Raw genomic sequence first — 20,335 nt, forward strand, 5'->3', positions numbered from 1 at the left:
GATTAAGTTGACATGGTGCGCCACCGTCGTGTAGAGACGAAACGCACCAAAAAATCTAGGGGGAGGGGACTTGGGTGAGACGAGCGGTTTACGTATTGTTGGCGGCGCTCCTGGTTCTGGGGGCGGTCGCGGGGTGCGGCGGCGCAGAGGCGGAGCAGGTCAAGCTCGGCGTTATTCAGATCGTCGAGCACCCGGCACTGGACGCCGCTCGGAAGGGTTTCCTGGACGTGCTGGCGGAGAACGGTTACAAGGACGGCGAAAGGCTGGCCGTCGATTACCAGAACGCGCAGGGACAGCAGGACACCCTGCAGACCATCGCCAACAAGTTCATCCAGGACAAGAAGGACCTGATCCTGGCCATCGCCACCCCTTCGGCCCAGGCTATGGCCGACAAGACGAGTGACATCCCCATCCTTATCACCGCCGTCACCGACCCGGTGGCCGCCAAGCTGGTCAAGAGCATGGATAAGCCGGAAACCAACGTCACCGGCACCACCGATATGAACCCCATTAAAGAACAACTCCAGTTGATCAAAGACCTCGTCCCGACCGCCAAGAAGGTCGGCGTCATCTACAACTCCAGCGAAGTCAACTCCCAGGTACAGGTCAAGATCTGCAAGGAAGTCGCGCCGGAACTCGGCCTGGAGATCGTCGAGGCCCCGATCACCGCGAGCAACGAGGTGATGCAGGGCGCCCAGTCGCTTGTCGGACGGTGTGACGCCATCTACGTCCCGACCGATAACATGGTCGTGGCCGCCGTCGCCAGCGTCGTCAAGGTCGGCGAGGACAACAAGCTGCCCGTGTTCGCCGGCGAGGAGAACACCGTCACGAAGGGCGCCATCGGCACCTTCGGCATCGACTACTACAAGCTCGGTCGCCAGACCGGCGAGATGGCCGTCCGGGTGCTGAAGGGCGAAAAGCCGCAGGATATGCCGATCGAGAGCCAGAAGGAACTGACCCTGACCCTGAACCCGGGAGCCGCCGAGCGGATGGGCGTCACGATCCCTGAGGAAATGAAAGGCAAGGCGAAGCTGGTTCAGTAGTAAAATACGATCTCTCTATATGGAATCAGGTGAAGGGCATTGTCGTTGAGTATCTGGACGGGGGCCCTGGAGCAAGGATTACTCTGGGGCCCCATGATTCTGGGTGTCTATTTAACCTTCCGGGTCCTTAACTTCCCCGACCTCACGGTGGACGGAGCCTTCACCCTGGGAGCCGCGGTGAGCACCCGTTTAATCCTTATGGACTGCGACCCGTGGACGGCCACCCTGGTAGCCGTCCTGGCAGGCGCCCTGGCCGGTCTGATGACCGGCCTGATCCATACCCAGCTCAAGATCGATCCCCTGCTCTCCGGCATCCTCTCAATGATCGCCCTTTATTCCGTCAACCTGCGGGTAATGGGCGCGGCCAACCTTTCCCTGCTGCGCATCGATACCGTTTTTACGGATGTCGTCAGCCTGGTGACCCGTCCTTACGCAGCCCTTGCCCTCGGAGGCGCGGTATGCCTGGTACTGATCATCATCCTGTACCGCTTTCTCCAGACCGAGGTCGGCCTGGCCGTCCGCGCCACCGGAGACAACCCCCAGATGATCCGCAGCCTGGGCGTGAATACGAACCACACGAAGATCATCGGCCTTTCCCTCAGCAACGCCCTGGTAGCCGTTTCGGGGAGCCTCGTGGGCCAGTACCAGAGCTTCGCCGACGTCGGCATGGGCATCGGCATGATCGTCGTCGGTCTGGCCTCGGTGATCATCGGGGAGGTGCTGGTGCGCACCCCGACTCTCCTCCGTGCGCTGCTGGCGGCCCTGGTCGGTTCCATCGTCTATCGGGCCGTTATCGCCCTTGTCTTGCAGCTCGGCATGCCGCCTACGGACCTGAAGCTGCTCACGGCGGCCATCGTTACCATGGCCCTGGCCTTCCCCATCTTCCGGACCCGATTCCGCAGGCTGCCGCCGTTACCGGGAAGGGGGAGCCAGAGTGCTTGAGCTTATAAACGTTACCAAGGTCTTTCACCGGGGCGATATCAACGAAAAGGTAGCCATACGGAACCTTTCCCTCCACCTGGCCGCCGGTGAGGTCGTAACGGTGATCGGGAGCAACGGAGCCGGCAAGACCACCCTGCTGAACACGGTGGCCGGGGTCTTCCCCATCGATGAGGGGCAGATCCTGATCGAGGGGCGGGACATCACCCGCCATCCCGAGCACATCCGCGCGGCCTACATCGGGCGTGTCTTTCAGGACCCGAACCTGGGGACGGCGGCCTCAATGACCATAGAGGAGAATCTGGCCATGGCCCTGCGGCGCGGCCAGCCGCTGCGCCTGCGCCGCGGAACGGGCCGGCGGCGCCGGGAGCTGTTCCGCGAGCACCTGAAACTGCTCGGGCTGGGACTCGAGAACCGCCTGGCGACCAAGGTGGGGCTGCTTTCCGGCGGCCAGCGCCAGGCGCTGACGGTCCTGATGGCCACCATCGCCTCCCCCAAGCTCCTGCTTCTCGACGAACACACGGCGGCGCTCGACCCCAAGACGGCCGCCGTCGTCCTCGACCTGACGACCCAGATCATCGAGCGGGAGAGGCTGAGCACGCTCATGGTCACCCACAACATGGAGCAGGCCCTCACGGTCGGCACGCGGACGATCATGATGCACGAGGGCCGGATCATACTGGACATCAGCGGCCCTGAGAGGGAGCGCGTCAAGGTCCCCGACCTGCTCCAGATGTTTGAGGCAGCCAGCGGCAAGAAGCTGAACACGGACCGGCTGCTCCTGGCCCAGTAAAGCCTGTCGACAAACCGAGTCAAGCCGGCGTAACGGGCCGGCTTTCACATTTTTGCGCCTTAATCCGGGGAAAGGAATTCGGCGGATTGCCGCCGAATTACCATAGGATATGATCAGCATCAGGGGTTTAACGAAGATCTATCATACACCGGGCGGGGACATCGTTGCCATCGACAACCTGACCCTGCACGTGGCCGAGAGCCGGATCTTCGGCGTCGTCGGCTTTTCCGGGGCCGGGAAGTCGAGCCTGGTACGCTGTGTCAATATGCTGGAGCACCCCACCGCCGGGTCCATCGTCGTCGACGGGCGGGAGATCACCAGCCTGCGCGGGCCCGAACTCCGCGCCGCCCGGCGCAAGATCGGCATGATCTTTCAGCATTTTAACCTGCTGTCCTCGCGCACCGTCTTCGAAAACGTAGCCTTTCCCCTGGATATCGCCGGCGTCCCCCGCCGGGAGAGCACGCCCAAAGTCAACCAGCTGCTGGACCTCGTGGGGCTGGCCGACAAGGCCCGCGCCTACCCGTCCCAACTCTCCGGCGGCCAGAAGCAGCGGGTGGGCATCGCCCGCGCCCTGGCCAACGATCCCAAGGTTCTGCTCTGCGACGAGGCGACCTCGGCCCTGGACCCCTACACCACCCTTTCCATTTTAAAGCTCTTAAAGGACATCAACCGCTCCCTGAACCTGACCATCCTGCTGATCACCCACGAAATGAAGGTCGTCACGGAAATTTGTGACCACGTGGCCGTGATCGAAAACGGGCGGATCATCGAGCAGGGGCCGGTGCTGGAGGTCTTCCTCCACCCCCGCGCCCGGACGACCCGCAACTTCGTGGCCACCGTGCTCAATACCGGCCTGCCGGAGGAGATCCGGCGGCGCCTGCAGGAACGCGCCGGGCGGGGGGAGGACGGCACCCAGATCGTGCGCCTCTCCTTTGTCGGCGAGAGCGCCGGGGAGCCCGTCATCTCCCGCGTCATCCGGGAGTGCAACGTCGATGTCAACATCCTTTCCGGCAATATCGACCGCATCCAGGACACCCCCTTCGGCATACTCCTGGTCGAAATCCTCGGCGCGGCCGAGAGGCGGGCCGCCGCGCTCGATTTCCTGGCCGGAAGCGGCCTGACCGTCGAGGTGATCGACCATGTTTAGCAGCCTGGCCGGCCTGGGGCCCGAGATCTGGGCATCCACGTATGAAACGCTGTATATGACCTTCGTGTCGGTCCTCTTCGCCACCCTTATCGGCCTGCCCCTGGGGGTGATCCTGGTCATGACCGACCGGGGACATATTCTGGAAAACCGGACCGTAAACAGTGTCCTGGGCTGGGCCGTCAACATCGGCCGTTCCTTCCCCTTCATCATCCTGTTGGTGGCCATTATCCCGTTCACGAAGATGATCGTCGGCACCTTCATCGGGACCACGGGGGCCATCCCGCCCCTGGTCGTCGCCGCCGCCCCCTTCGTCGCACGGATCGTCGAAAGTTCCCTTAAGGAAGTCGAGTGGGGCGTCGTCGAAGCCGCCGTAGCGATGGGAGCCACACCCTGGCAGGTAGTCTCCAAGGTGTTGCTCCCGGAGGCCCTCCCGGGGCTGATTCTGGGAACGACCATTACCACCATCAATGTTCTGGGCTACACCGCGATGGCCGGTGTCGTGGGAGGAGGTGGACTGGGCGACCTGGCGATACGTTACGGTTTTCAGCGTTGGCGGCCCGACGTGATGCTGGTGACGGTGATCATCCTCATCGTGATGGTCCAGTTGCTGCAATCCGCGGGTGACTGGCTGGCCAGAAGGGTTGACAAGCGTAAACTTTAGCATTGGCAAAGGAGGCCGGATAAAGTTGAAAAAAGCTCTTGTTGTCCTATTGGCCCTGGCGTTGGTCATCGCCCTTGCCGCCGGCTGCGGGCAGTCGGCCAAGGAACAGCCCCAGGGGAGCGAACAGCCCCAGGTGGAGAAGAAGACCCTGGTAGTCGGCGCCACGCCGGTGCCGCACGGCGACATCCTGAACGTCGTCAAGCCCATCCTGGAGAAGGAAGGCATTACCCTGGAAATCAAGGAGTTCACCGACTACGTGACTCCGAACCTGGCCCTGGCCGACAAGCAGCTGGACGCCAACTACTTCCAGCACCTGCCCTACCTGGAGGAGTTCTGCAAGGACAAGGGCCTGGACCTGACCTACACCGCCAAGATCCATTTTGAGCCCATGGGCCTGTACTCCAAGAAGGTCAAGAAAGTGGACGAGTTCGCCGACGGGGCGACCATCGCCGTCCCGAACGACCCGACCAACGGCGGGCGCGCCCTGGTCGTCCTGGAGAAGGCCGGCCTCTTGAAGCTGAAGGAGGGCGTGGGCATCAAGGCCACGGTGCAGGACATCGTGGAGAAGAAGGTCAACGTCAAGGAGCTGGAGGCCGCCATGCTGCCCAAGGTCCTGGATGAGGTCGACGGTGCGGTGATCAACGGCAACTACGCCGTCCAGGCCGGCCTGAAGCCCAGCGACGCCCTGGTGGCTGAGGACGCCAAGTCGGAGGCCGCAGACACCTACGGCAACATCGTCGCCGTGCGCAAGGGCGACGAGAACCGCCCGGAGATCCAGGCTCTGACCAAGGCCCTGCAGTCGCCCGAGGTCAAGAAGTTCATCGAGGAGACCTACCAGGGAGCCGTCATCCCGACCTTCTAACCCCGGGTTGCGGCCACCTCCGGAACATGAAAAGAGAGAACCCTTTCCCGGGTTCTCTCTTTTGTGTTCAGCTTTGAGGCCTCACACCAGCCTGTTCCGGCAGGCGGTCGGATCCTCTCCGATATCGCAAACGTACAAGACTTCGCCGGCATCGGCCATAATCTCCTTGCCGGGGTGCATGCTTTCGGCCTTCCGCAACGCCTCGTCCAGGCTGTCCGCGCTTATCTCCTTACAGGCCCTGCCCGGCCCCTTTACCGCAAACCTGCGCATCGACATCACCTCCGAGGCTTATCCTTCCCAGGATGGCCGCCATACCTGCATCAGCAGCCGCCGTGATCTTTTCGTAAGACGGGGCTGATCTCGCCAACCCGGTGGATTATAATATGGACGAGGTGATATGCACATGTACTACCTGTTCGCGGACGAGCCCGAGGTCTGGCCCAATGTCGTACCCCTGGTGAAGGACCTGGCGCTCGCCCCCCGCGCCGGCACCGTCCTGGACGCTCCCCGGGCGACAATCATGAACGTCGGGATCCGGGTACGGACCACGGGCACCCTCAACGCCGTCCTCGAGGAATTCGACGGCGCGGACTGGATCGCCAGGGACCGGACGGAGTGCCTGGGAGGGGACACCCTCTGGCATCACCAACTCCGCCACCCGGAGTTCCGCCTCCGCCTGGAAAACCCCTCACCCGACGGCGAAGTTACGGTCTCCATCGACCTGAACATGCCCCAGCGCCCCGAACCTTAAATTTTAAGTTAGGGGTCAGGCACCTTACTTAAAATTTTTGCGTATGCACAAAAAGGGTCAAGCATCTTTCACAAGTTTTTAAGTTAAGTGCCTGACCCCGACGGCCTCGCCGAGATAGGCGCTGCGCACCTTATCGTTGGCCTGAACCTCGGCCGACGTGCCGGAAAGGATGATGCGGCCGGTCTCCAGGACATAGGCCCGGTTGGCGACCTGCAGGGCCATATAGGCGTTCTGCTCCACGAGCAGGATCGTCACGCCCTGCTGGTTGATGGTCTGGACGATGGCAAAAATCTCCTCGACCAGGATCGGGGAGAGGCCCATCGAAGGCTCGTCGAGGAGAAGCAGCTTCGGCTTCGCCATCAGGCCCCGGCCGATGGCCAGCATCTGCTGCTCGCCGCCCGAAAGGGTGCCCGCCAGCTGCCCCGCGCGCTCCTTCAAGCGCGGGAAACGCGAGAACACCTCATCCAGTGAAGCCGCAATCTCTCCCCGGTCCCGCCGGGTGAAGGCGCCCATCAGGAGGTTTTCCCGCACCGTCATGTCACCGATGATCTTCCGCCCCTCGGGGACTTGGATCAGCCCCATGGCGGTGATCCTGTGCGACGGTATGCGGGTGATGTTCACGCCCTGGAAGGTGACCTCCCCGCCCTTGGGCCGGATGAGGCCCGACACCGTCCGCAGAGTGGTGCTCTTGCCGGCGCCGTTGGCCCCGATGAGGGTCACGATCTCCCCCTGCTGGACATCGAAGGAAATCCCGTGCAAGGCCCGGATCGGACCGTAATAGACGTCAAGCCCTTTAACTTCCAGCATCAGGCGACCGCCCCCTTGCCCAGGTAGGCCTGCAGGACACGCGGGTCCTGACGAACCTCGGCCGGCAGGCCGGCGGCAATGACCTCGCCGAAATCCATGACCACTACCCGCTCGCAGACGTTCATTACCAGGCCCATCTGGTGTTCGATCAAAAGCACCGTAAGGTCGAACTTCTCCTTAATCCCCCTGACCAAGTCGACCAACTGGCGGACCTCAGCCGGATTCATCCCAGCCGCCGGCTCGTCGAGGAGCAGCAGGCGCGGCCGCCCGGCCAGGGCGCGCGCCATCTCGAGCCGCCGCTGCTGCCCGTAGGGCAGGCTGCCCGCCAGGTCCATCGCCCGCGCTTCGAGTCCCAGGATCGCCAGGAGGTCGTAAGCCTGGTCGGTGATCTCCCGCTCCTCCGCCCGGAACCGCGGCGTGCGTAACAGGGCGTCCAGGAGGCCGTAGCGCACATGCTGGTGGAAGGCCACCCGCACGTTATCCAGAACGGTGTTGCCCTTGAAAAGCCGGATATTCTGGAAGGTCCGGGCGATGCCCCGTTCGCAGATCTGGAAGGGACGTAATCCAACCAGGGACTCCCCCTGAAAGACGATGTCCCCGTCCGTCGGCCGGAAGTGGCCGGTGATCAGGTTGAACACCGTCGTCTTCCCCGCCCCGTTAGGCCCGATCAGGCCCACCACTTCCCCCGGTTCGAGGGTCAGGTTGAAGTTGTTGACCGCCCGTAGCCCGCCGAAGTTTATCCCAAGGTTAGAGGCTTCCAGCAGGGGCATTCCGTCGTTCCCTCCTCCCGATCTGCGGTACAATGAGGCCGATTTCCTTGCCGCCGAAGAGGCCCTGCCGGCGCACCAGGACGACCACGATAAGCAAAAGCGCATAGATCACGCCCCGGAAGTCCACGAACGCCTGGCCCAGGACAAACCGCAGGCCTTCCAGCAGGAACGCCCAGCCGATACCGGTCACCACTGTCCCGGTCAGGCTGCCCAACCCCCCGGCGACGACAATGATTAGGAAGTTGAAGGACTGCAAGAAATCAAAGGTCGTTGGATGCAGGAAGGGATAACGAAAGGCGTAGAGGGCCCCTGCCAGGCCGGCCAGGCTGCACCCCAAAACGAAAGACATCATCTTGTAGCGGGTGGGGTTGACCCCCACGGAGCTGGTTGCGATCTCGTCCTCGCGGATGGACGTGCAGGCCCTGCCGAACGTTGAATAAACGAAATTGCGGCATAGCAGAATGGACAACAGGAGAAACCCGAAGATCCATTCGAAGTCAGCCGTTTGCGGGATCCCGGTCATTCCCACCGCCCCGCCCAGCGAGGGAATCACCTTGTTAATGTTGTCCAGGACAACCTTGACAATGATCCCGAAGCCCAGGGTGGCGATGCCCAGGTAGTCCGACGTCAGGCGTAGGACCGGGAGACCGACAAGGTAAGCCACCAGGGCGGCGAAAAGCGTTCCCACGGCAAGCGCCAGCAGGAAAGCCGGTGTCCCGCCGCCCACCGTCTTGCCGATATAGCCGGCGGCATATGCCCCCAGGCCGAACCAGGCCGCGTGCCCGATGGAAAACTGGCCCGTGAATCCGTAGATCAGGCTCAGGCCCAGGGAGCCGATGGTCATAATTAACCCGAAGTCCAGAACCCGTTGCCAGTAGCTGTTCATCAACCCGGTCTGGACAAGGACCTTGACCAGTACATACACAGCGATAACCCCGACCAGCAACTTGAACCACTGGGTGGTTGATTTCGTCGCCATAGCTTACCTCCCCGCCCCCGCCTTAAACCTTCTCCGGTTCCGTACGGCCCAGAATACCGCACGGGCGGACCAGGAGCACAACGATCAGAATGACAAATACGATAGCGTCTCGCAGTTGGGACGAGATATAGGCCGCCGTCATAGTCTCCACCTGACCCATAATCAGCGCCCCGAGCACCGCGCCGGGGATGAGCCCGATTCCGCCCAGTACGGCGGCGGTGAAGGCTTTCAGGCCCGGCATAATGCCCATAAAGGGCTGGATCTGTGGGTAGGCGATAGCGTATAAAACACCACCCAGCGCCGCCATCGCAGAGCCGAGGGCGAAAGTAATCGAGATCGTGCGGTCGACATCCACGCCCATCAGGCGCGCGGCGTCGTGGTCATAGGAAACCGTACGCATGGCCGCCCCGACCCTGGTACGGAAAACAACATACTGCAGAAAAATGAGCATTGCCGCCACGGTAACCATTATGATCAGTTGCAGGTTGGTGACCGTAACCCCGCCCAAATGCCAGGTAACCGTCTGTATCGGCCGCTCAACCACCCGGTAGTCGGGGCCGAAGACAAAACGGAGGCTGCAAAAGTACTCCAGGAAGAAGGAAACACCGATGGCGCTGATCAATGCCATGATCCGCGGCGCGTAGCGCAACGGCCGGTATGCCAGGCGCTCGATCACCACCCCCAGGATGGCGCAGGTAAGCATTGAAAACAGGATGGCCACCGGCAAGGGCAGGCCCCAGTGCGCAAAACCGAAATAGCCCACAAAAGCCCCGACCATAAACACGTCGCCATGGGCAAAGTTAATAAGTTTAACGATGCCGTACACCATTGTATAGCCCAGGGCGATCAGGGCATAGACCAGGCCGAGCTGCAGGCCGTTAATGACCTGGTTCAGAAAGTAGTCCAATGGAGCGACCCCCTCGATGGAAAAAACATGACCGGGGGAGAGGACCGCGTCCTCTCCCCCCGATCATCCTGACATTTAGGGCTCAATGGTGGTGATGTACTTGTAGGTCTTATCCTTCTGTACCTGGAGAATAACGGCCGACTTCACCGGGTTGCCCTGCTCGTCGAAGGTGACCTTGCCGGAGACCACCGGGAAGTCCTTGATGTTCTGCATGGCTTCCTTGATCTTGGCCGGGTCGGTGGACTTGGCGTCCTCGATGGCCTTCAGCAGGAGCTTGGTGGCGTCGTAGGCCAGGGTGGCGAAGGAGTCCGGCTTCGAGCCGTACTTCTTCTCGTACTTCTCGACCCACTGCTTGACCTCCGGGCGCGGGTCGTCACCGGAGTAGTGGGCGGTAAAGTACCCGCCGTCCATGGTGGCGTAGTCAAGCTCGGTAGAGTCCCAGCCGTCACCGCCAAGGAAGGCCGCGGTGATACCCTTGTCCCGGGCCTGCTTGCCGATCAGGCTGACCTTCTGGTAGTAGTCGGGCAGGTACAGGACATCCGGCTTCTTCTGGGCGATGGTGGTCAACACGGCGTTGAAGTCGGTGTCGTTCTTGGCGTAAGCTTCCTCGGCCACAATCTGGCCGCCGAGCTTGGTGAACTCATCCTTAAAGGCCTTGGAGAGGCCGACAGTGTAGGGGTTGCCCTGGTCAAAAAGGATGGCGGCGGACTTGGCTTGCAGGTCGTTAAACGCAAACCGCGCGCCGACCGTGCCCTGGAACGGGTCGATGAAGCAGGCGCGGAAGATGAAGTCCTTGCGGTCGGGGTCCATGGTGACGTTGGCTGCGGTCGAGGTCGGGGAGATCATAACCACCCCCGCCGACTGCGCGATGGCGCTGGCCGGCACGGTGCAGTTCGAGGTCACGGACCCGACGATGGCCGACACCTTGTCCTGGTCGATGAGCTTGGTGGCGACGTTGGTAGCCTCGGTCGCGTCGGCGCGGTCGTCGGCGATGACCTTTTCGATCTTGATGTCGCCGACCTGATAGTTGGCCTCCTCGAGGGCCAGCTCAAAGCCCTTCTGGACCGACTCACCGAAGGTCTTGACGTCACCGGTCAGGGGAGAGATCAAACCGATTTTAATGCTGTTACCCTTGTCCCCTTCGCCGGTCTTTTGGTCCTGCGCCTGCTGACCGCCGCAGCCGCCGGCCACGAGGGACAGCGACAGCAGCGCGACAAGCAGCATTACAAACCATTTTGGAAGCCTCACGAATCTTTCCCTCCTAAAATTAGTACTTGTTTTTCGTACTCCTGAGGCCCGCGGCCTTTGACCCAATGAGTTGTTCCACCCACCTCCCCCAGCCCGGACTTACAAAACCAGAAAAGACAGATGCCGGGGAAAACCAACAGGAAAAATATTCAGCAAAACGAATATCCATTCCTGCCGTTCTGAACCCTGGTCCTGTATTTCGTATACAAGAATGACCTTTGTTGTTCGACAACCCCGTGGGAATATCCTGCTTAAAGAACGCTTGCTACGGACTTCTCTTTGAAATAAGGGTGCTTGGACCGGACGGGTATTCAATTGCCAGAGGAAGGCTCTGGTATTATCACCGTTTTCCAGGTTATAATAAGGGTTAAGTATTCATTCCTGGGGGAGGTTAAGGACGATGAAGAACTGCCCGGTCTGTGCAACAGAGCTTAACGAGGCTACCAAATACGGGGTGCAGATCGACGTCTGCCCGCGCTGCCGCGGGGTGTGGCTTGACCGCGGGGAGTTGGAGAAGGTTATCGGGATGGCCCGCGACTTCCGGGGTATGGACGCCGGGAGGGAGATGCACGACGAGGACCGCAACGAACTCCGGTACCGGAAAGACGATGACGACTCCCGCTACGGCAAACCCCACGGCCGGAAGAAAAAGCGGGGATTCCTGGACATGTTCGAGGAGATGTTCGATTAGGGAGCCGAAAGGGCTCCCTTTTCAGTATCTTGGGTCGAAATCTGTTATAATGCCAGGAGAACATCCAAGCGAGAAGGAGACACCGACTACATGCGGCCGCTGCCCATCATCCTGGCCCTCTCCCTGGTTGCCAACCTGGCCCTGGCGGGGTACCTGCTCAGCAGCCCCGGCCTCCAGGCCCCCGGCGGCGCCGGCGGCGACGACCCCCGGGCGGAACAGGTCGAGGCCCTTGAACGCCGGTTGGACGCCCTCCGGCAGGAAAACGCCGCCCTGCGGGCCGAACTCGAGGAATTGAAAGCGCCGTCCGCGGACCCGGCCCCCGGGGGGATGGGGGATACTTCCCAGGATAAAACAGTCCTCTCCTGGTATTTCTACCGCAACAAGGAACACCGCCCGCCGACAACGGATCCGGCTTACCTCCAGGCCATCGCCGACGGGCGGGGCATCTTCCTGGGCCCCACCGACCGGAAGACGGTGTACCTGACCTTTGACGAGGGCTACGAAAACAGCTATACCGCACGCATCCTGGACATCCTGGCGGCCAACGGCGTGCGGGCGGCGTTCTTTGTCACCGGCCCCTATGTCCGGGCCAACCCCGCCCTCGTACGCCGCATGGCGGCCGAGGGCCATGTTGTAGGCAATCACAGCCAGACCCATCCGTCCCTGCCGAAGGTCAGCAACGACCTCATCCGGGAGGAGGTCCTCAGCGTCCACCGGCAGGTCCGGGAACTGACCGGCACCGAGATGCGCTTCTTCCGTCCCCCGATGGGCGAGTTCAACCGGCGCACCCTCGACCAGGTGCATTCCCTCGGTTATACGAGCGTCTTCTGGAGCATGGCCTACAAGGACTGGGACGTCAACAAGCAGCCCGGGAGCGAGGCCGCCTACCGTCACGTCATCGACAACATACACCCGGGGGCGGTGATCCTTCTCCACGCCGTCTCGCAGTCCAACACCGAGGCCCTGGACCGTATCCTTAAAGAACTGAAGCGCCAGGGGTACACCTTCGGCACCCTTGACGAATTGGCTTAAAACCAAAGAAACCCATTGCATTTTCCGGCACAATCATATATCACTGTAGACAGAAGCCCCCGATGGCCGCAGTGCCGGAGGGGCAAACTTTTGCCCGGTGGAGGAAGAGCCGTGAAGATTACCATTATCGGCGCCGGCAAGGTCGGCGTCGAGATCGCCAGGCGGCTCGTGGGCGAAGGACATGACCTGGTACTGATCGACCAGGACGAAACCAAGCTTTCCCGCCTTGAGGGCCACCTGGACGCCCTCATGCTGAAAGGCAGCGGGTCCAGCGCGACCGTCCTGAAACACCCCGACGTGGCCAGAAGCGACATGGTGGCTGCGGTCACCAACGCCGACGAGATCAACATGATCGCGTGCATGATGGCCAAGAAGCTCGGGGTCCCCCGCACCATCGCCCGCATCCGCGACCCGGTCTACGCCCGCGATCTGGTTGTCTCCAAAGAGGACCTCGGGCTGGACCTGGTCATCAACCCCGAACACTCGGCGGCCATGGAGATCGCCCGCCTGCTGACGGTCTCCCTCCCCGTGCACACCGAGCCTTTCGCCGACGGCAAGGTCCAGATGGCCGAAATCACAATCGACGAGTCTCATCGTTTCTTCGCTAACAAGCGACTGTCCGAGGCCGAACTGCCTCACTCCTGCCTGATCGTCGGTATCTCGCGCCGCGGGGGGATGATTGTCCCCGGCGGGCGTGACCAAATCCTGCCCGGCGACACTCTCTACATCCTGGGACATGCCGACAGCGTGGAGAAGGTCTGCGCGCGCATCAAGAAGCGCCGCCCGCGGACAAGCAGCGTCATCATCCTCGGCGGCGGGCGGATCGGATTCTACCTGGGAGAAAAGCTCTGTTCCCTCGGCATAAGGCCCAAGATTATCGAGCAGAACCACGAGCGCTGTCTCAGCCTGGCCGAGCGTCTGCCGGAGGCCCTTATCCTCGAGGGCGACGGCTCCGACCTTGACCTTCTGAAGCGCGAGGGCATCAAAGATACGGACGGCTTTGTAGCCGTCACCGGTTTCGATGAGGAAAACCTGCTCCTGTCGCTCCTGGCCAAACAGATGGGGGCCAAGTATGTCATCGCCAAGGTAAGCCGCCCGAACTACGCCCATCTCGTCGAGCACCTCGGCGTGGACGCCGCGATCAGCCCGTTGCTGATCACGGCCAGCGCCATCCTGCGGTATATCCGCGGCGGGCGGCTCCTGTCCCTGGTCCTGCTCCTTAACGGGCAGGCCGAGGTGGTCGAACTGATCCTGCAGCCCGAAAGCCGCATGGTCGGCAAGCCGTTGTCCCGCCTGGGGCTGCCCAAGGGTGTCATCGTCGGGGCCATCAAGCGCCAGCAGCGGGTCATCATCCCCAAGGGCGACGTGGTCCTGCAGGGGGGCGACCGCCTGGTGGTCTTCGCCGTCGGCTACGGTGTGGATACCATAGAGCGCCTGTTTAACGTGGGGGGCGGCAAATCCTGAACAGGAGACTGGTCGCAAAAACACTCGGGCTGTTGTTGCTTGCCGAGGGGGCGGCCCTGGTCCCCTGTCTCTGGATCGCCGTTTTTCACCAGGGTCCGGATGTCCCGGCGTTCATCTGGACCATCGCCCTTGCCGCGGCCGTCGGCCTCCCCCTGGCCCTCATCAGGGCCGACCTGGGGGACGTGGGCTACCGCGAGGGCTTCATGGTGGCCGCCATCGGCTGGGTGGTCCTGGCCGCTTTCGGATCCTTACCTTTCATATTCAGCGGCGTGCTGCCCAACCCGGTGGACGCCTTCTTCGAGGCCATGTCGGGGTTTACCACCACGGGGGCGTCCACCATCGCCGACCTGACACCGGTCCCGTACGGCATCCTCTTCTGGCGAAGCCTGACACATTGGCTGGGCGGGATGGGGATCGTCGTCTTCATCGTCGCCCTCCTGCCGTCCCTCAAGGTGGCGGGGATACAGCTGTACCGGGCGGAGGTTCCGGGACCCTCCAAGATCAAGGTCGTCCCCCGCGTCGCTCAGACCTCGCGCGAACTCTACCGGGTCTACCTCCTGTTCACCCTGGCCGAAATCCTCCTGCTGCGCCTGGCCGGGCTGCCCTGGTTCGACAGTCTCATTCATACCTTCGGCACGGTGGCCACCGGCGGTTTCTCCAACCAGAACGCCAGCGTCGGCGCATACAACAATCTGGCCGTGGAACTGATCATCGTCATGTTTATGATCCTGTGCGGCATGAGCTTCAGCCTGCACATCCGGGCCATTAAGGGCCACTACCGGGCCATCTGGCAGGACACGGAGCTGAGGGTCTACCTGGCCATCATCGCCGTTGCCGTGGCCGCGGTCACGTTGAACCTGGTCTCTTCCCTGGGCCTGGCGCCGGCGCAGGCCGCCCGCCATGCCCTCTTCCAGGTGGCGTCCATCATTACCACCACCGGCTTTTCGACCGTGGACTTCAACCTCTGGCCGGACTTCAGCCGCCTCATACTTGTCCTGCTGATGTTCATCGGCGGCTGCGCGGGATCCACGGGCGGCGCGATCAAGGTCGTCCGCTTCATCATCCTGTGGAAGGTGGCCATACGTCAGTTGCGGCGCCTCATCCACCCCCAGGCCGTGCTCCCCGTTCGCCTGGGCGGCGCCGTTATCCCCTCCGAGATGGTCGATATCGTGCAGGCCTTCTTCATTCTGTACCTGGGCCTCTTCTTCGGCTCGGTCATCATTGTGGCCGGCGGCGGCGCCGATTTCCTGACCGCCCTGACCGCCGTCGCCGCCACCCTGGGTAACGTCGGCCCGGGCCTGGGGCTGGTCGGTCCTATGTCCAACTTCGCCGCCCTCCCTGACCTCGCCAAGGCCCTACTCTCGTTCTGCATGCTGGTCGGCCGCCTGGAGCTGTTCACCGTGCTGGCCCTGTTGCACCCCGGATTCTGGCGCCGCTGAAGCGGCCCGCCGTGTGACCGGAAACAAAACGGGCGTGGCCTAAACCACGCCCATACAGGAAACCCGGCGTCAATGGGTTACCTTCGTCCGTGAAAGCGAACCAGCAGGACCTACCCGGTCCTTCTCAGTGCCGGACGGTGGAATGAAGGGACAATGCCCCCACCGCCTGCGCCAGGCTGAACGATCCCGCGAACGTTACCCGTACGGCTCTCGGCCGGGCGGGCCTGAAGTACAGGTGGTAACAGAGCCCGATGTAACCGGCCAGGTAGAGAAGCATTACCGCCATCGCCAGGTAAAAGATCTTCACGAGATCACCCCCCCAATCCGTCCCTTAAGAACATTGTATACAGTATCCAATAATGCACAAGACATCACGAAAATATCGTAATAGGAAGTTTTTTCTGACAATGTCAGACGGGGCGGTCCCTGCAAGTTGACCGAAACGCAAATAACCGTCCTGTTGTATAATTGACCCGAGGTGTTGCCCTTGTCCTCATCGCGGGCTCTCTTGTACGCTTTTCTGGCCCTGGCCGTGATCCTGGGCGGCAGCGTCCCGGCCCTGACGGCGTTTGAGGATTTGACAACATTTGAAGCCTTCTGGCTGGCGGTGGTCAGTATCGCCACCGTGGGCTACGGTGATTACGTGCCCGTTACGACGGCCGGCCGGATCACGACCATCGTCATCATTTTTGCCGGCGTGGGCCTTTTCTTTTACGCGATGACCATCTTGAACGGCGTCGTCATCGAGGGGCGTATTTTAAATGTGTGGGGGAGACGAAGAATGCAGCGCGAGATCTCCAGGCTTAAGGACCACGTGATCGTATGCGGCGGGGGCCGGGTGGGCCAGGCGGTGATCGAACAGCTTCGCCACGAACGCGCCCCCCTGGTGGTCATCGAGCGGGAGGGGGAGATCATCCAGGGCCCGTCTCCTGACGAATTGATCCTGGCGGGGGACACCCTGGTCGTTTTCGGCCCCGGAAACCGGCTGGCGGACCTGGAGGTCAAGGCCCAGAGGGCGGCCCCGGGACGGGCCGGCTGGAGGAGTTGAGATCCCGTCAAAAATACCGGGGCCGGCAAGCGCCGGCCCTACCGTTTCTATCGATACCTTTTGCGCCCAAGGGCCCTTCTACTTCACCAACAGCACCGGACACGGCGCCAGCTGGACCACCTTCTGGGCCACACTGCCGAAAATGAGGCCTCCCAGGGCGCCGGCTCCACGCGTTCCCATAATAATGTGGTCGAAACCTCCCTCGCGGGCCAGCTCCGCGATCTCCCGCCCGGGATCCCCGCGGCGCACCACGGTCTCCGCCTTGATGCCGGCATCCTCGAAGACCTTCGCCGTTTTTTCCAGGATGGCCTGGGCCTGTTCATCGGCAAAGGTGATGATGGAAGGCGTAAAGGGCGTATCGAGGGCCAGATCGGGCACCAGCTGGTAGGCATAGACGATCGTTATCTCCACCGCGGGGTTTTCTTTGGCCACCTCCAGGGCATACTCCGCCGCCCGCATCGCATACTCCGACCCGTCCGAGGGTATCAAGATTTTCTTATACATGGCCAACCTCCTCTCAAAGTTCGGGTAATCTTTGTGAAAACGGTAACTAATATCCCGTACCTATGGTACCCCTTCGGCTCATTTCTGACAAGACCCAAAACAATATTCCAATTATGAATTACCCTTCAGCCGGCGGCGCCTCGCGGTTCTCCTCCGCGGAAGAGAGTCGCCCCGGCGAGGGGAGGCACAGCCCGACCAGCAGCCCTATGAAGGCCAGCGCCAGCACAGCCCAGAAGGCGCCGTGCAGGCCGTAGGCCAGCGCTTCCTGGACGGCCTGGCGTTCCCCGGCTCCAAGCACGGCGCGCTGCAGGGGGTCCAGCAGGCAGTTGGTCAATGCCGCGGGGTCGGCACCCGCAAGCGAGGGCACCCCTTCGAGCCCGCGCGCCAGCAGGCGGTTCATGATCGCCGCCGTCAGCGCCACGCCCACCGTGGAGCCCAGGGTGCGCATGAACTGGACCACGGCCGTGGCCACCCCGCGCTGCCGCCAGCCCACCGAGGACTGGACATAGACAATAAAGGCCGTGGTGGAGAAGCCAAGCCCCAGGCCCATAGTGAAGGTCGCCGCCGTCACCAGGATCTGAGGCGAGCCGGGCGCGAGGGCGACGAGCATTACGGCGGACAAGACGTTGAAGCCCAGGCCCAGGACGGCCATGCGCTTGTACCCCACGCGGAGCAGGAAACGGCCCCCGATGGTGCTCCCCAGGGGCCAGCCGATGGACATCGGCGCCACCGCCGCCCCCGCCGTAAGCGCCGACCCGCCCAGCACGCCCTGGACAAAGAGCGGAATATATGAGGAGACGCCAATCATCACCGCGCCGGCGATGAAGTTTCCTGCCACTGAACCGCTGATGACCCGGTTGCGGAAAAGGGAAAGGGGGAGCATGGGCTCGGGGACGCGGGCCTCGTGGTGCACGAAGAAGGCCAGCAGGGCGAGGGCGGCGCCGCCCAGGGCGAAGACCGGCCAGGACGACCACGGCCAGTCGCCCCCGCCTTCGAGGAGCACGAGGAGGAGAGCGGTGACCCCCGCGGCCAGGGTGAGCGAACCCAGGTAGTCCATCCGGGGGCGGCCGGGGTGGCGGGTCTCCGCCAGGTAGCGCAGGATCATGGCCATGGCCAGAAGGCCCAGGGGCAGGTTGATGTAAAAGACCCAGCGCCAGTCCAGGTAGTCGACAATGAAGCCCCCTATGCCGGGGCCGATGATGGCCGAGATGCCCCAGACGCTGCTGAAGAGCCCCTGCATCCGGGCGCGCTCCTCGGCGGCGAAGATGTCCCCGATGATGGTGATCGTCACCGGGAGAACGGCGCCGGCCCCCAGGCCCTGGATCGCCCGGAAGAGGATGAGCTGGGGCATGCTCTGTGCCAGGCCGCAGAGCGCGGACCCGAGCAGGAAAAGGCCGGTACCGCAGACGAAAACCGCTTTCCGCCCGAAGAGGTCGGCCAGCTTGCCGTAAATCGGCGTGCTGACCGCCGAGGTCAAGAGGTAAATGGAAAACACCCAGGAGAAAAGGGCCATCCCCCCGAGCCGGCCGATGATGGTCGGCATGGCCGTCCCGACGATGGTGATGTCGAGGGCGGCGAGGAAGGTCGCCAGGAGGACGGCGATGGTGATCATCCGGCGCTGCTTGTCCAAGTAAGGCCTCCCGTGGCTTTCAGGCTTTTTGGGCCCCCTGCGGGGGGATAAAGGCCGGCCCTTCAGGCGTCTCCTGGTAGAGTTCAACGCCGTCCCGCACAAACCTCTGCCCGTCCCAGCGGAAAATCTGGCTTAAGAAGCCGATAATGTCCACGTGGGCGATGCCGCACATCCTCTGGTGCCCGACGATTTCCGGGAGACCGTCCCCGTTTGTGTCCTCAATGTCATAGTCCGAGAAAGGGTCCAGCCAGTTGGTGCCGTAGCCTTCCTTGATCTGCTGTTCGGTCAGCTCGGGGTTGTTCCGGTAGTTGGAATAGGCCACTTCGTACTCCCATACGAGACCCAGGGGATCGATCGCCGCCCGGACCCGGCTGTCACCCAGGTACTCGCGGTGCATGCCGGGGACCTCGCAATGGTCTTCGGCGCGGAACAGCGTCCGCAGGCGGTCTCCCTGTAGAGAATAGACATTCAGGTTGACGATCGCCCCGCTGCCCCCTATGTGTTCAAAGAAAAGCAATTCCGGGCGGCCGTCGCCGGTGAGGTCCCGCAGGCGAAGGCTGCTGCCGTAGTAACCGCCCTGACCCGGCACGTTCATCCGGGGGCCGTTCCCCCCGACGAGCAGGGACTTACGGTCGGGGAAGGGCAGTTCCGGCTGCGACCTTGTTCCCAGCAGGTACACCGTTTCCCGCGCTCCGTCCCCGTCCAGGTCGGCCCAGCGGGTATCCAGCCACTCCTCCCCGGAGGCCGCGGGCGGGGGCTCGATCCGCACGCCTTCCGTCACCGTGCCGCAGAGGGCCGCCAGGACATAGTGACGGCCTTTATCCCCAGCCGGCTTTGCGCCCACCGCCTCGGCCTGCAAGACGACAGCCCGCCCGTCCACGGCCACCGGGTCGGGCTCCTCAATTCTACGGGTGCCTTTGCTCCCCGCAAGGTATATCTCATGGTAAGGGTCGCGGCCGAAAAGACGCCCCTCTTCAGCCGTCACCACCAGATCCACCGCCGTGAATTCCCCCGCTTCCAGCGTCAGGGCGGCAGGACCGATCCGGTCGATCTCCCGTACCAGATCCTCAACGGGGACAAATGCCTGCAGGTCAAGACGGCGGGGGTAGGGCTGCGCGCCGGTATCGTAGGTCTTTTGCCCGGGCTCGCGCCGCACCGTGAAAACGGTTGCCTTTTCGCTCCCGGGAATCACGAACTGTATATTGAGCGACCGGATTTCACCCTTGCCCCCGGGAAGAAGGGTGAAACTTAATTTGCGGGTGTAAGCCTTTTGAGGATCGATCTTAAGCGCGCTCTGAATATCCAGCCAGGCCTCTCCAAGCGGGCCTGGCGGCAGCGGCCGAGGAGGAGCCCCGTCCCGGGGAGCCGGCCGTGAACCACAGCCCGCCGAAATGACAAGAAGGATGATCATCACCAAGACACCCGGAACCAGGGAACACGTGGACCACGCCCGCCGGCTCATGCCTTCCCTCTCTCCCCTTCTCCTGTCCCTTGCGGGACGTGCTATAACCAATAATGGCAGAGCGGGGCAAAATGTGACATGAAACGGCGCGCCGGGGGCAGCTTCGCCCGCTCTTTACTCCGGGCGTAAGATGTTGTTAAATGGGTGATAAGGTTCCC

The 20,335-nt window shown here is 62.5% G+C and carries 22 protein-coding genes; 12 read left to right on the plus strand and 10 right to left on the minus strand.

The features are described 5' to 3' along the window. The first annotated feature begins 74 nt into the window (after positions 1–74). The 6 genes from QMC81_03475 (at position 75) to QMC81_03500 (ending at position 5,445) form a co-directional block, all read left to right on the plus strand. On the plus strand, positions 75–1,043 hold the full coding sequence (locus tag QMC81_03475) for an ABC transporter substrate-binding protein (protein ID MDI6906540.1): 969 nt from the start codon (positions 75–77) through the stop codon (positions 1,041–1,043). A 45-nt stretch (positions 1,044–1,088) separates the two neighbouring features. Next, complete coding sequence (locus tag QMC81_03480; protein MDI6906541.1) at positions 1,089–1,985, plus strand: ABC transporter permease; 897 nt, start codon at positions 1,089–1,091, stop codon at positions 1,983–1,985. Then, on the plus strand, positions 1,978–2,775 hold the full coding sequence (locus QMC81_03485) for an ATP-binding cassette domain-containing protein (protein MDI6906542.1): 798 nt from the start codon (positions 1,978–1,980) through the stop codon (positions 2,773–2,775). The genes QMC81_03480 and QMC81_03485 overlap by 8 nt, the downstream gene beginning before the upstream one ends. A gap of 109 nt (positions 2,776–2,884) precedes the next feature. Further along, complete coding sequence (locus QMC81_03490; GenBank protein ID MDI6906543.1) at positions 2,885–3,922, plus strand: methionine ABC transporter ATP-binding protein; 1,038 nt, start codon at positions 2,885–2,887, stop codon at positions 3,920–3,922. After that, positions 3,915–4,583, plus strand: a complete 669-nt coding sequence (locus QMC81_03495) for a methionine ABC transporter permease (protein ID MDI6906544.1) — start codon at positions 3,915–3,917, stop codon at positions 4,581–4,583. The genes QMC81_03490 and QMC81_03495 overlap by 8 nt, the downstream gene beginning before the upstream one ends. Positions 4,584–4,608: 25 nt before the next feature. After that, positions 4,609–5,445 carry a MetQ/NlpA family ABC transporter substrate-binding protein gene (locus tag QMC81_03500; GenBank protein ID MDI6906545.1) on the plus strand — a complete coding sequence of 279 codons (837 nt, stop codon included), beginning with the start codon at positions 4,609–4,611 and terminating at the stop codon, positions 5,443–5,445. A gap of 81 nt (positions 5,446–5,526) precedes the next feature. Here QMC81_03500 and QMC81_03505 read toward each other — a convergent pair whose 3' ends face one another. Then, a complete protein-coding gene (locus QMC81_03505; protein ID MDI6906546.1) occupies positions 5,527–5,715 on the minus strand; it encodes a hypothetical protein in 189 nt (62 codons plus the stop codon). 133 nt (positions 5,716–5,848) lie between these two features. Between QMC81_03505 and QMC81_03510 the strand changes: the two genes are divergently transcribed. Further along, positions 5,849–6,196: a hypothetical protein gene (locus QMC81_03510; protein ID MDI6906547.1), complete on the plus strand. Its 348-nt coding sequence runs from the start codon at positions 5,849–5,851 to the stop codon at positions 6,194–6,196. Positions 6,197–6,274: 78 nt separating this feature from the next. Here QMC81_03510 and QMC81_03515 read toward each other — a convergent pair whose 3' ends face one another. The 5 genes from QMC81_03515 to QMC81_03535 form a co-directional block, all read right to left on the minus strand. After that, positions 6,275–7,003, minus strand: coding sequence for an ABC transporter ATP-binding protein (locus tag QMC81_03515; GenBank protein MDI6906548.1), 729 nt, complete (start codon positions 7,001–7,003; stop codon positions 6,275–6,277). Further along, entirely contained in the window at positions 7,003–7,773 is a 771-nt protein-coding gene (locus QMC81_03520; protein ID MDI6906549.1) for an ABC transporter ATP-binding protein, read from the minus strand. The genes QMC81_03515 and QMC81_03520 overlap by 1 nt, the downstream gene beginning before the upstream one ends. After that, entirely contained in the window at positions 7,751–8,752 is a 1,002-nt protein-coding gene (locus QMC81_03525) for a branched-chain amino acid ABC transporter permease (GenBank protein ID MDI6906550.1), read from the minus strand. Before QMC81_03525 ends, QMC81_03520 begins: the two co-directional genes overlap by 23 nt. A gap of 22 nt (positions 8,753–8,774) precedes the next feature. Then, positions 8,775–9,659 (minus strand): branched-chain amino acid ABC transporter permease, encoded by an 885-nt coding sequence (locus QMC81_03530; protein MDI6906551.1) that lies wholly within the window; start codon positions 9,657–9,659, stop codon positions 8,775–8,777. A 75-nt stretch (positions 9,660–9,734) separates the two neighbouring features. Then, entirely contained in the window at positions 9,735–10,907 is a 1,173-nt protein-coding gene (locus QMC81_03535; protein ID MDI6906552.1) for an ABC transporter substrate-binding protein, read from the minus strand. 400 nt (positions 10,908–11,307) lie between these two features. Between QMC81_03535 and QMC81_03540 the strand changes: the two genes are divergently transcribed. The 4 genes from QMC81_03540 to QMC81_03555 all read left to right on the plus strand — a co-directional run bounded on the left by QMC81_03540 (position 11,308) and on the right by QMC81_03555 (position 15,533). After that, positions 11,308–11,598 carry a zf-TFIIB domain-containing protein gene (locus QMC81_03540; GenBank protein MDI6906553.1) on the plus strand — a complete coding sequence of 97 codons (291 nt, stop codon included), beginning with the start codon at positions 11,308–11,310 and terminating at the stop codon, positions 11,596–11,598. A gap of 90 nt (positions 11,599–11,688) precedes the next feature. Continuing rightward, positions 11,689–12,630 carry a delta-lactam-biosynthetic de-N-acetylase gene (gene pdaA / locus QMC81_03545; GenBank protein ID MDI6906554.1) on the plus strand — a complete coding sequence of 314 codons (942 nt, stop codon included), beginning with the start codon at positions 11,689–11,691 and terminating at the stop codon, positions 12,628–12,630. A 111-nt stretch (positions 12,631–12,741) separates the two neighbouring features. Continuing rightward, on the plus strand, positions 12,742–14,094 hold the full coding sequence (trkA, locus tag QMC81_03550; protein ID MDI6906555.1) for a Trk system potassium transporter TrkA: 1,353 nt from the start codon (positions 12,742–12,744) through the stop codon (positions 14,092–14,094). Positions 14,095–14,126: 32 nt separating this feature from the next. Further along, positions 14,127–15,533 (plus strand): TrkH family potassium uptake protein, encoded by a 1,407-nt coding sequence (locus QMC81_03555; protein MDI6906556.1) that lies wholly within the window; start codon positions 14,127–14,129, stop codon positions 15,531–15,533. Between the two features lie 124 nt (positions 15,534–15,657). Here the strand turns inward: QMC81_03555 and QMC81_03560 are convergent, their stop codons facing one another. After that, positions 15,658–15,840 carry a hypothetical protein gene (locus QMC81_03560; GenBank protein MDI6906557.1) on the minus strand — a complete coding sequence of 61 codons (183 nt, stop codon included), beginning with the start codon at positions 15,838–15,840 and terminating at the stop codon, positions 15,658–15,660. 180 nt (positions 15,841–16,020) lie between these two features. Between QMC81_03560 and QMC81_03565 the strand changes: the two genes are divergently transcribed. Then, positions 16,021–16,581 carry an ion channel gene (locus QMC81_03565; protein MDI6906558.1) on the plus strand — a complete coding sequence of 187 codons (561 nt, stop codon included), beginning with the start codon at positions 16,021–16,023 and terminating at the stop codon, positions 16,579–16,581. Between the two features lie 78 nt (positions 16,582–16,659). On the opposite strand, the gene QMC81_03570 is transcribed toward QMC81_03565, so the two are convergent. From QMC81_03570 to QMC81_03580, 3 genes are all read right to left on the minus strand, one after another. Further along, positions 16,660–17,085 (minus strand): universal stress protein, encoded by a 426-nt coding sequence (locus QMC81_03570; protein ID MDI6906559.1) that lies wholly within the window; start codon positions 17,083–17,085, stop codon positions 16,660–16,662. A 118-nt stretch (positions 17,086–17,203) separates the two neighbouring features. Then, positions 17,204–18,715, minus strand: a complete 1,512-nt coding sequence (locus QMC81_03575) for an MDR family MFS transporter (protein ID MDI6906560.1) — start codon at positions 18,713–18,715, stop codon at positions 17,204–17,206. A 19-nt stretch (positions 18,716–18,734) separates the two neighbouring features. Beyond that, positions 18,735–20,177 (minus strand): hypothetical protein, encoded by a 1,443-nt coding sequence (locus tag QMC81_03580; protein MDI6906561.1) that lies wholly within the window; start codon positions 20,175–20,177, stop codon positions 18,735–18,737. Positions 20,178–20,335: the final 158 nt, after the last annotated feature.

The sequence above is a fragment of the Thermoanaerobacterales bacterium genome (assembly GCA_030019475.1).
Lineage (GTDB): Bacteria > Bacillota > Desulfotomaculia > Desulfotomaculales > JASEER01 > JASEER01.

What these genes read in the sequence shown, in the direction of transcription:
- QMC81_03510 (MDI6906547.1), top strand. Translation starts at nt 5,849, where the DNA reads ATGTACTACCTGTTCGCGGACGAGCCCGAGGTCTGGCCCAATGTCGTA.
- QMC81_03490 (MDI6906543.1), top strand. Translation starts at nt 2,885, where the DNA reads ATGATCAGCATCAGGGGTTTAACGAAGATCTATCATACACCGGGCGGG.
- QMC81_03540 (MDI6906553.1), top strand. Translation starts at nt 11,308, where the DNA reads ATGAAGAACTGCCCGGTCTGTGCAACAGAGCTTAACGAGGCTACCAAA.
- QMC81_03525 (MDI6906550.1), bottom strand. Translation starts at nt 8,752, where the DNA reads ATGGCGACGAAATCAACCACCCAGTGGTTCAAGTTGCTGGTCGGGGTT.
- QMC81_03570 (MDI6906559.1), bottom strand. Translation starts at nt 17,085, where the DNA reads ATGTATAAGAAAATCTTGATACCCTCGGACGGGTCGGAGTATGCGATG.
- QMC81_03495 (MDI6906544.1), top strand. Translation starts at nt 3,915, where the DNA reads ATGTTTAGCAGCCTGGCCGGCCTGGGGCCCGAGATCTGGGCATCCACG.
- pdaA (MDI6906554.1), top strand. Translation starts at nt 11,689, where the DNA reads ATGCGGCCGCTGCCCATCATCCTGGCCCTCTCCCTGGTTGCCAACCTG.
- QMC81_03515 (MDI6906548.1), bottom strand. Translation starts at nt 7,003, where the DNA reads ATGCTGGAAGTTAAAGGGCTTGACGTCTATTACGGTCCGATCCGGGCC.
- QMC81_03580 (MDI6906561.1), bottom strand. Translation starts at nt 20,177, where the DNA reads ATGAGCCGGCGGGCGTGGTCCACGTGTTCCCTGGTTCCGGGTGTCTTG.
- QMC81_03520 (MDI6906549.1), bottom strand. Translation starts at nt 7,773, where the DNA reads ATGCCCCTGCTGGAAGCCTCTAACCTTGGGATAAACTTCGGCGGGCTA.
- QMC81_03505 (MDI6906546.1), bottom strand. Translation starts at nt 5,715, where the DNA reads ATGCGCAGGTTTGCGGTAAAGGGGCCGGGCAGGGCCTGTAAGGAGATA.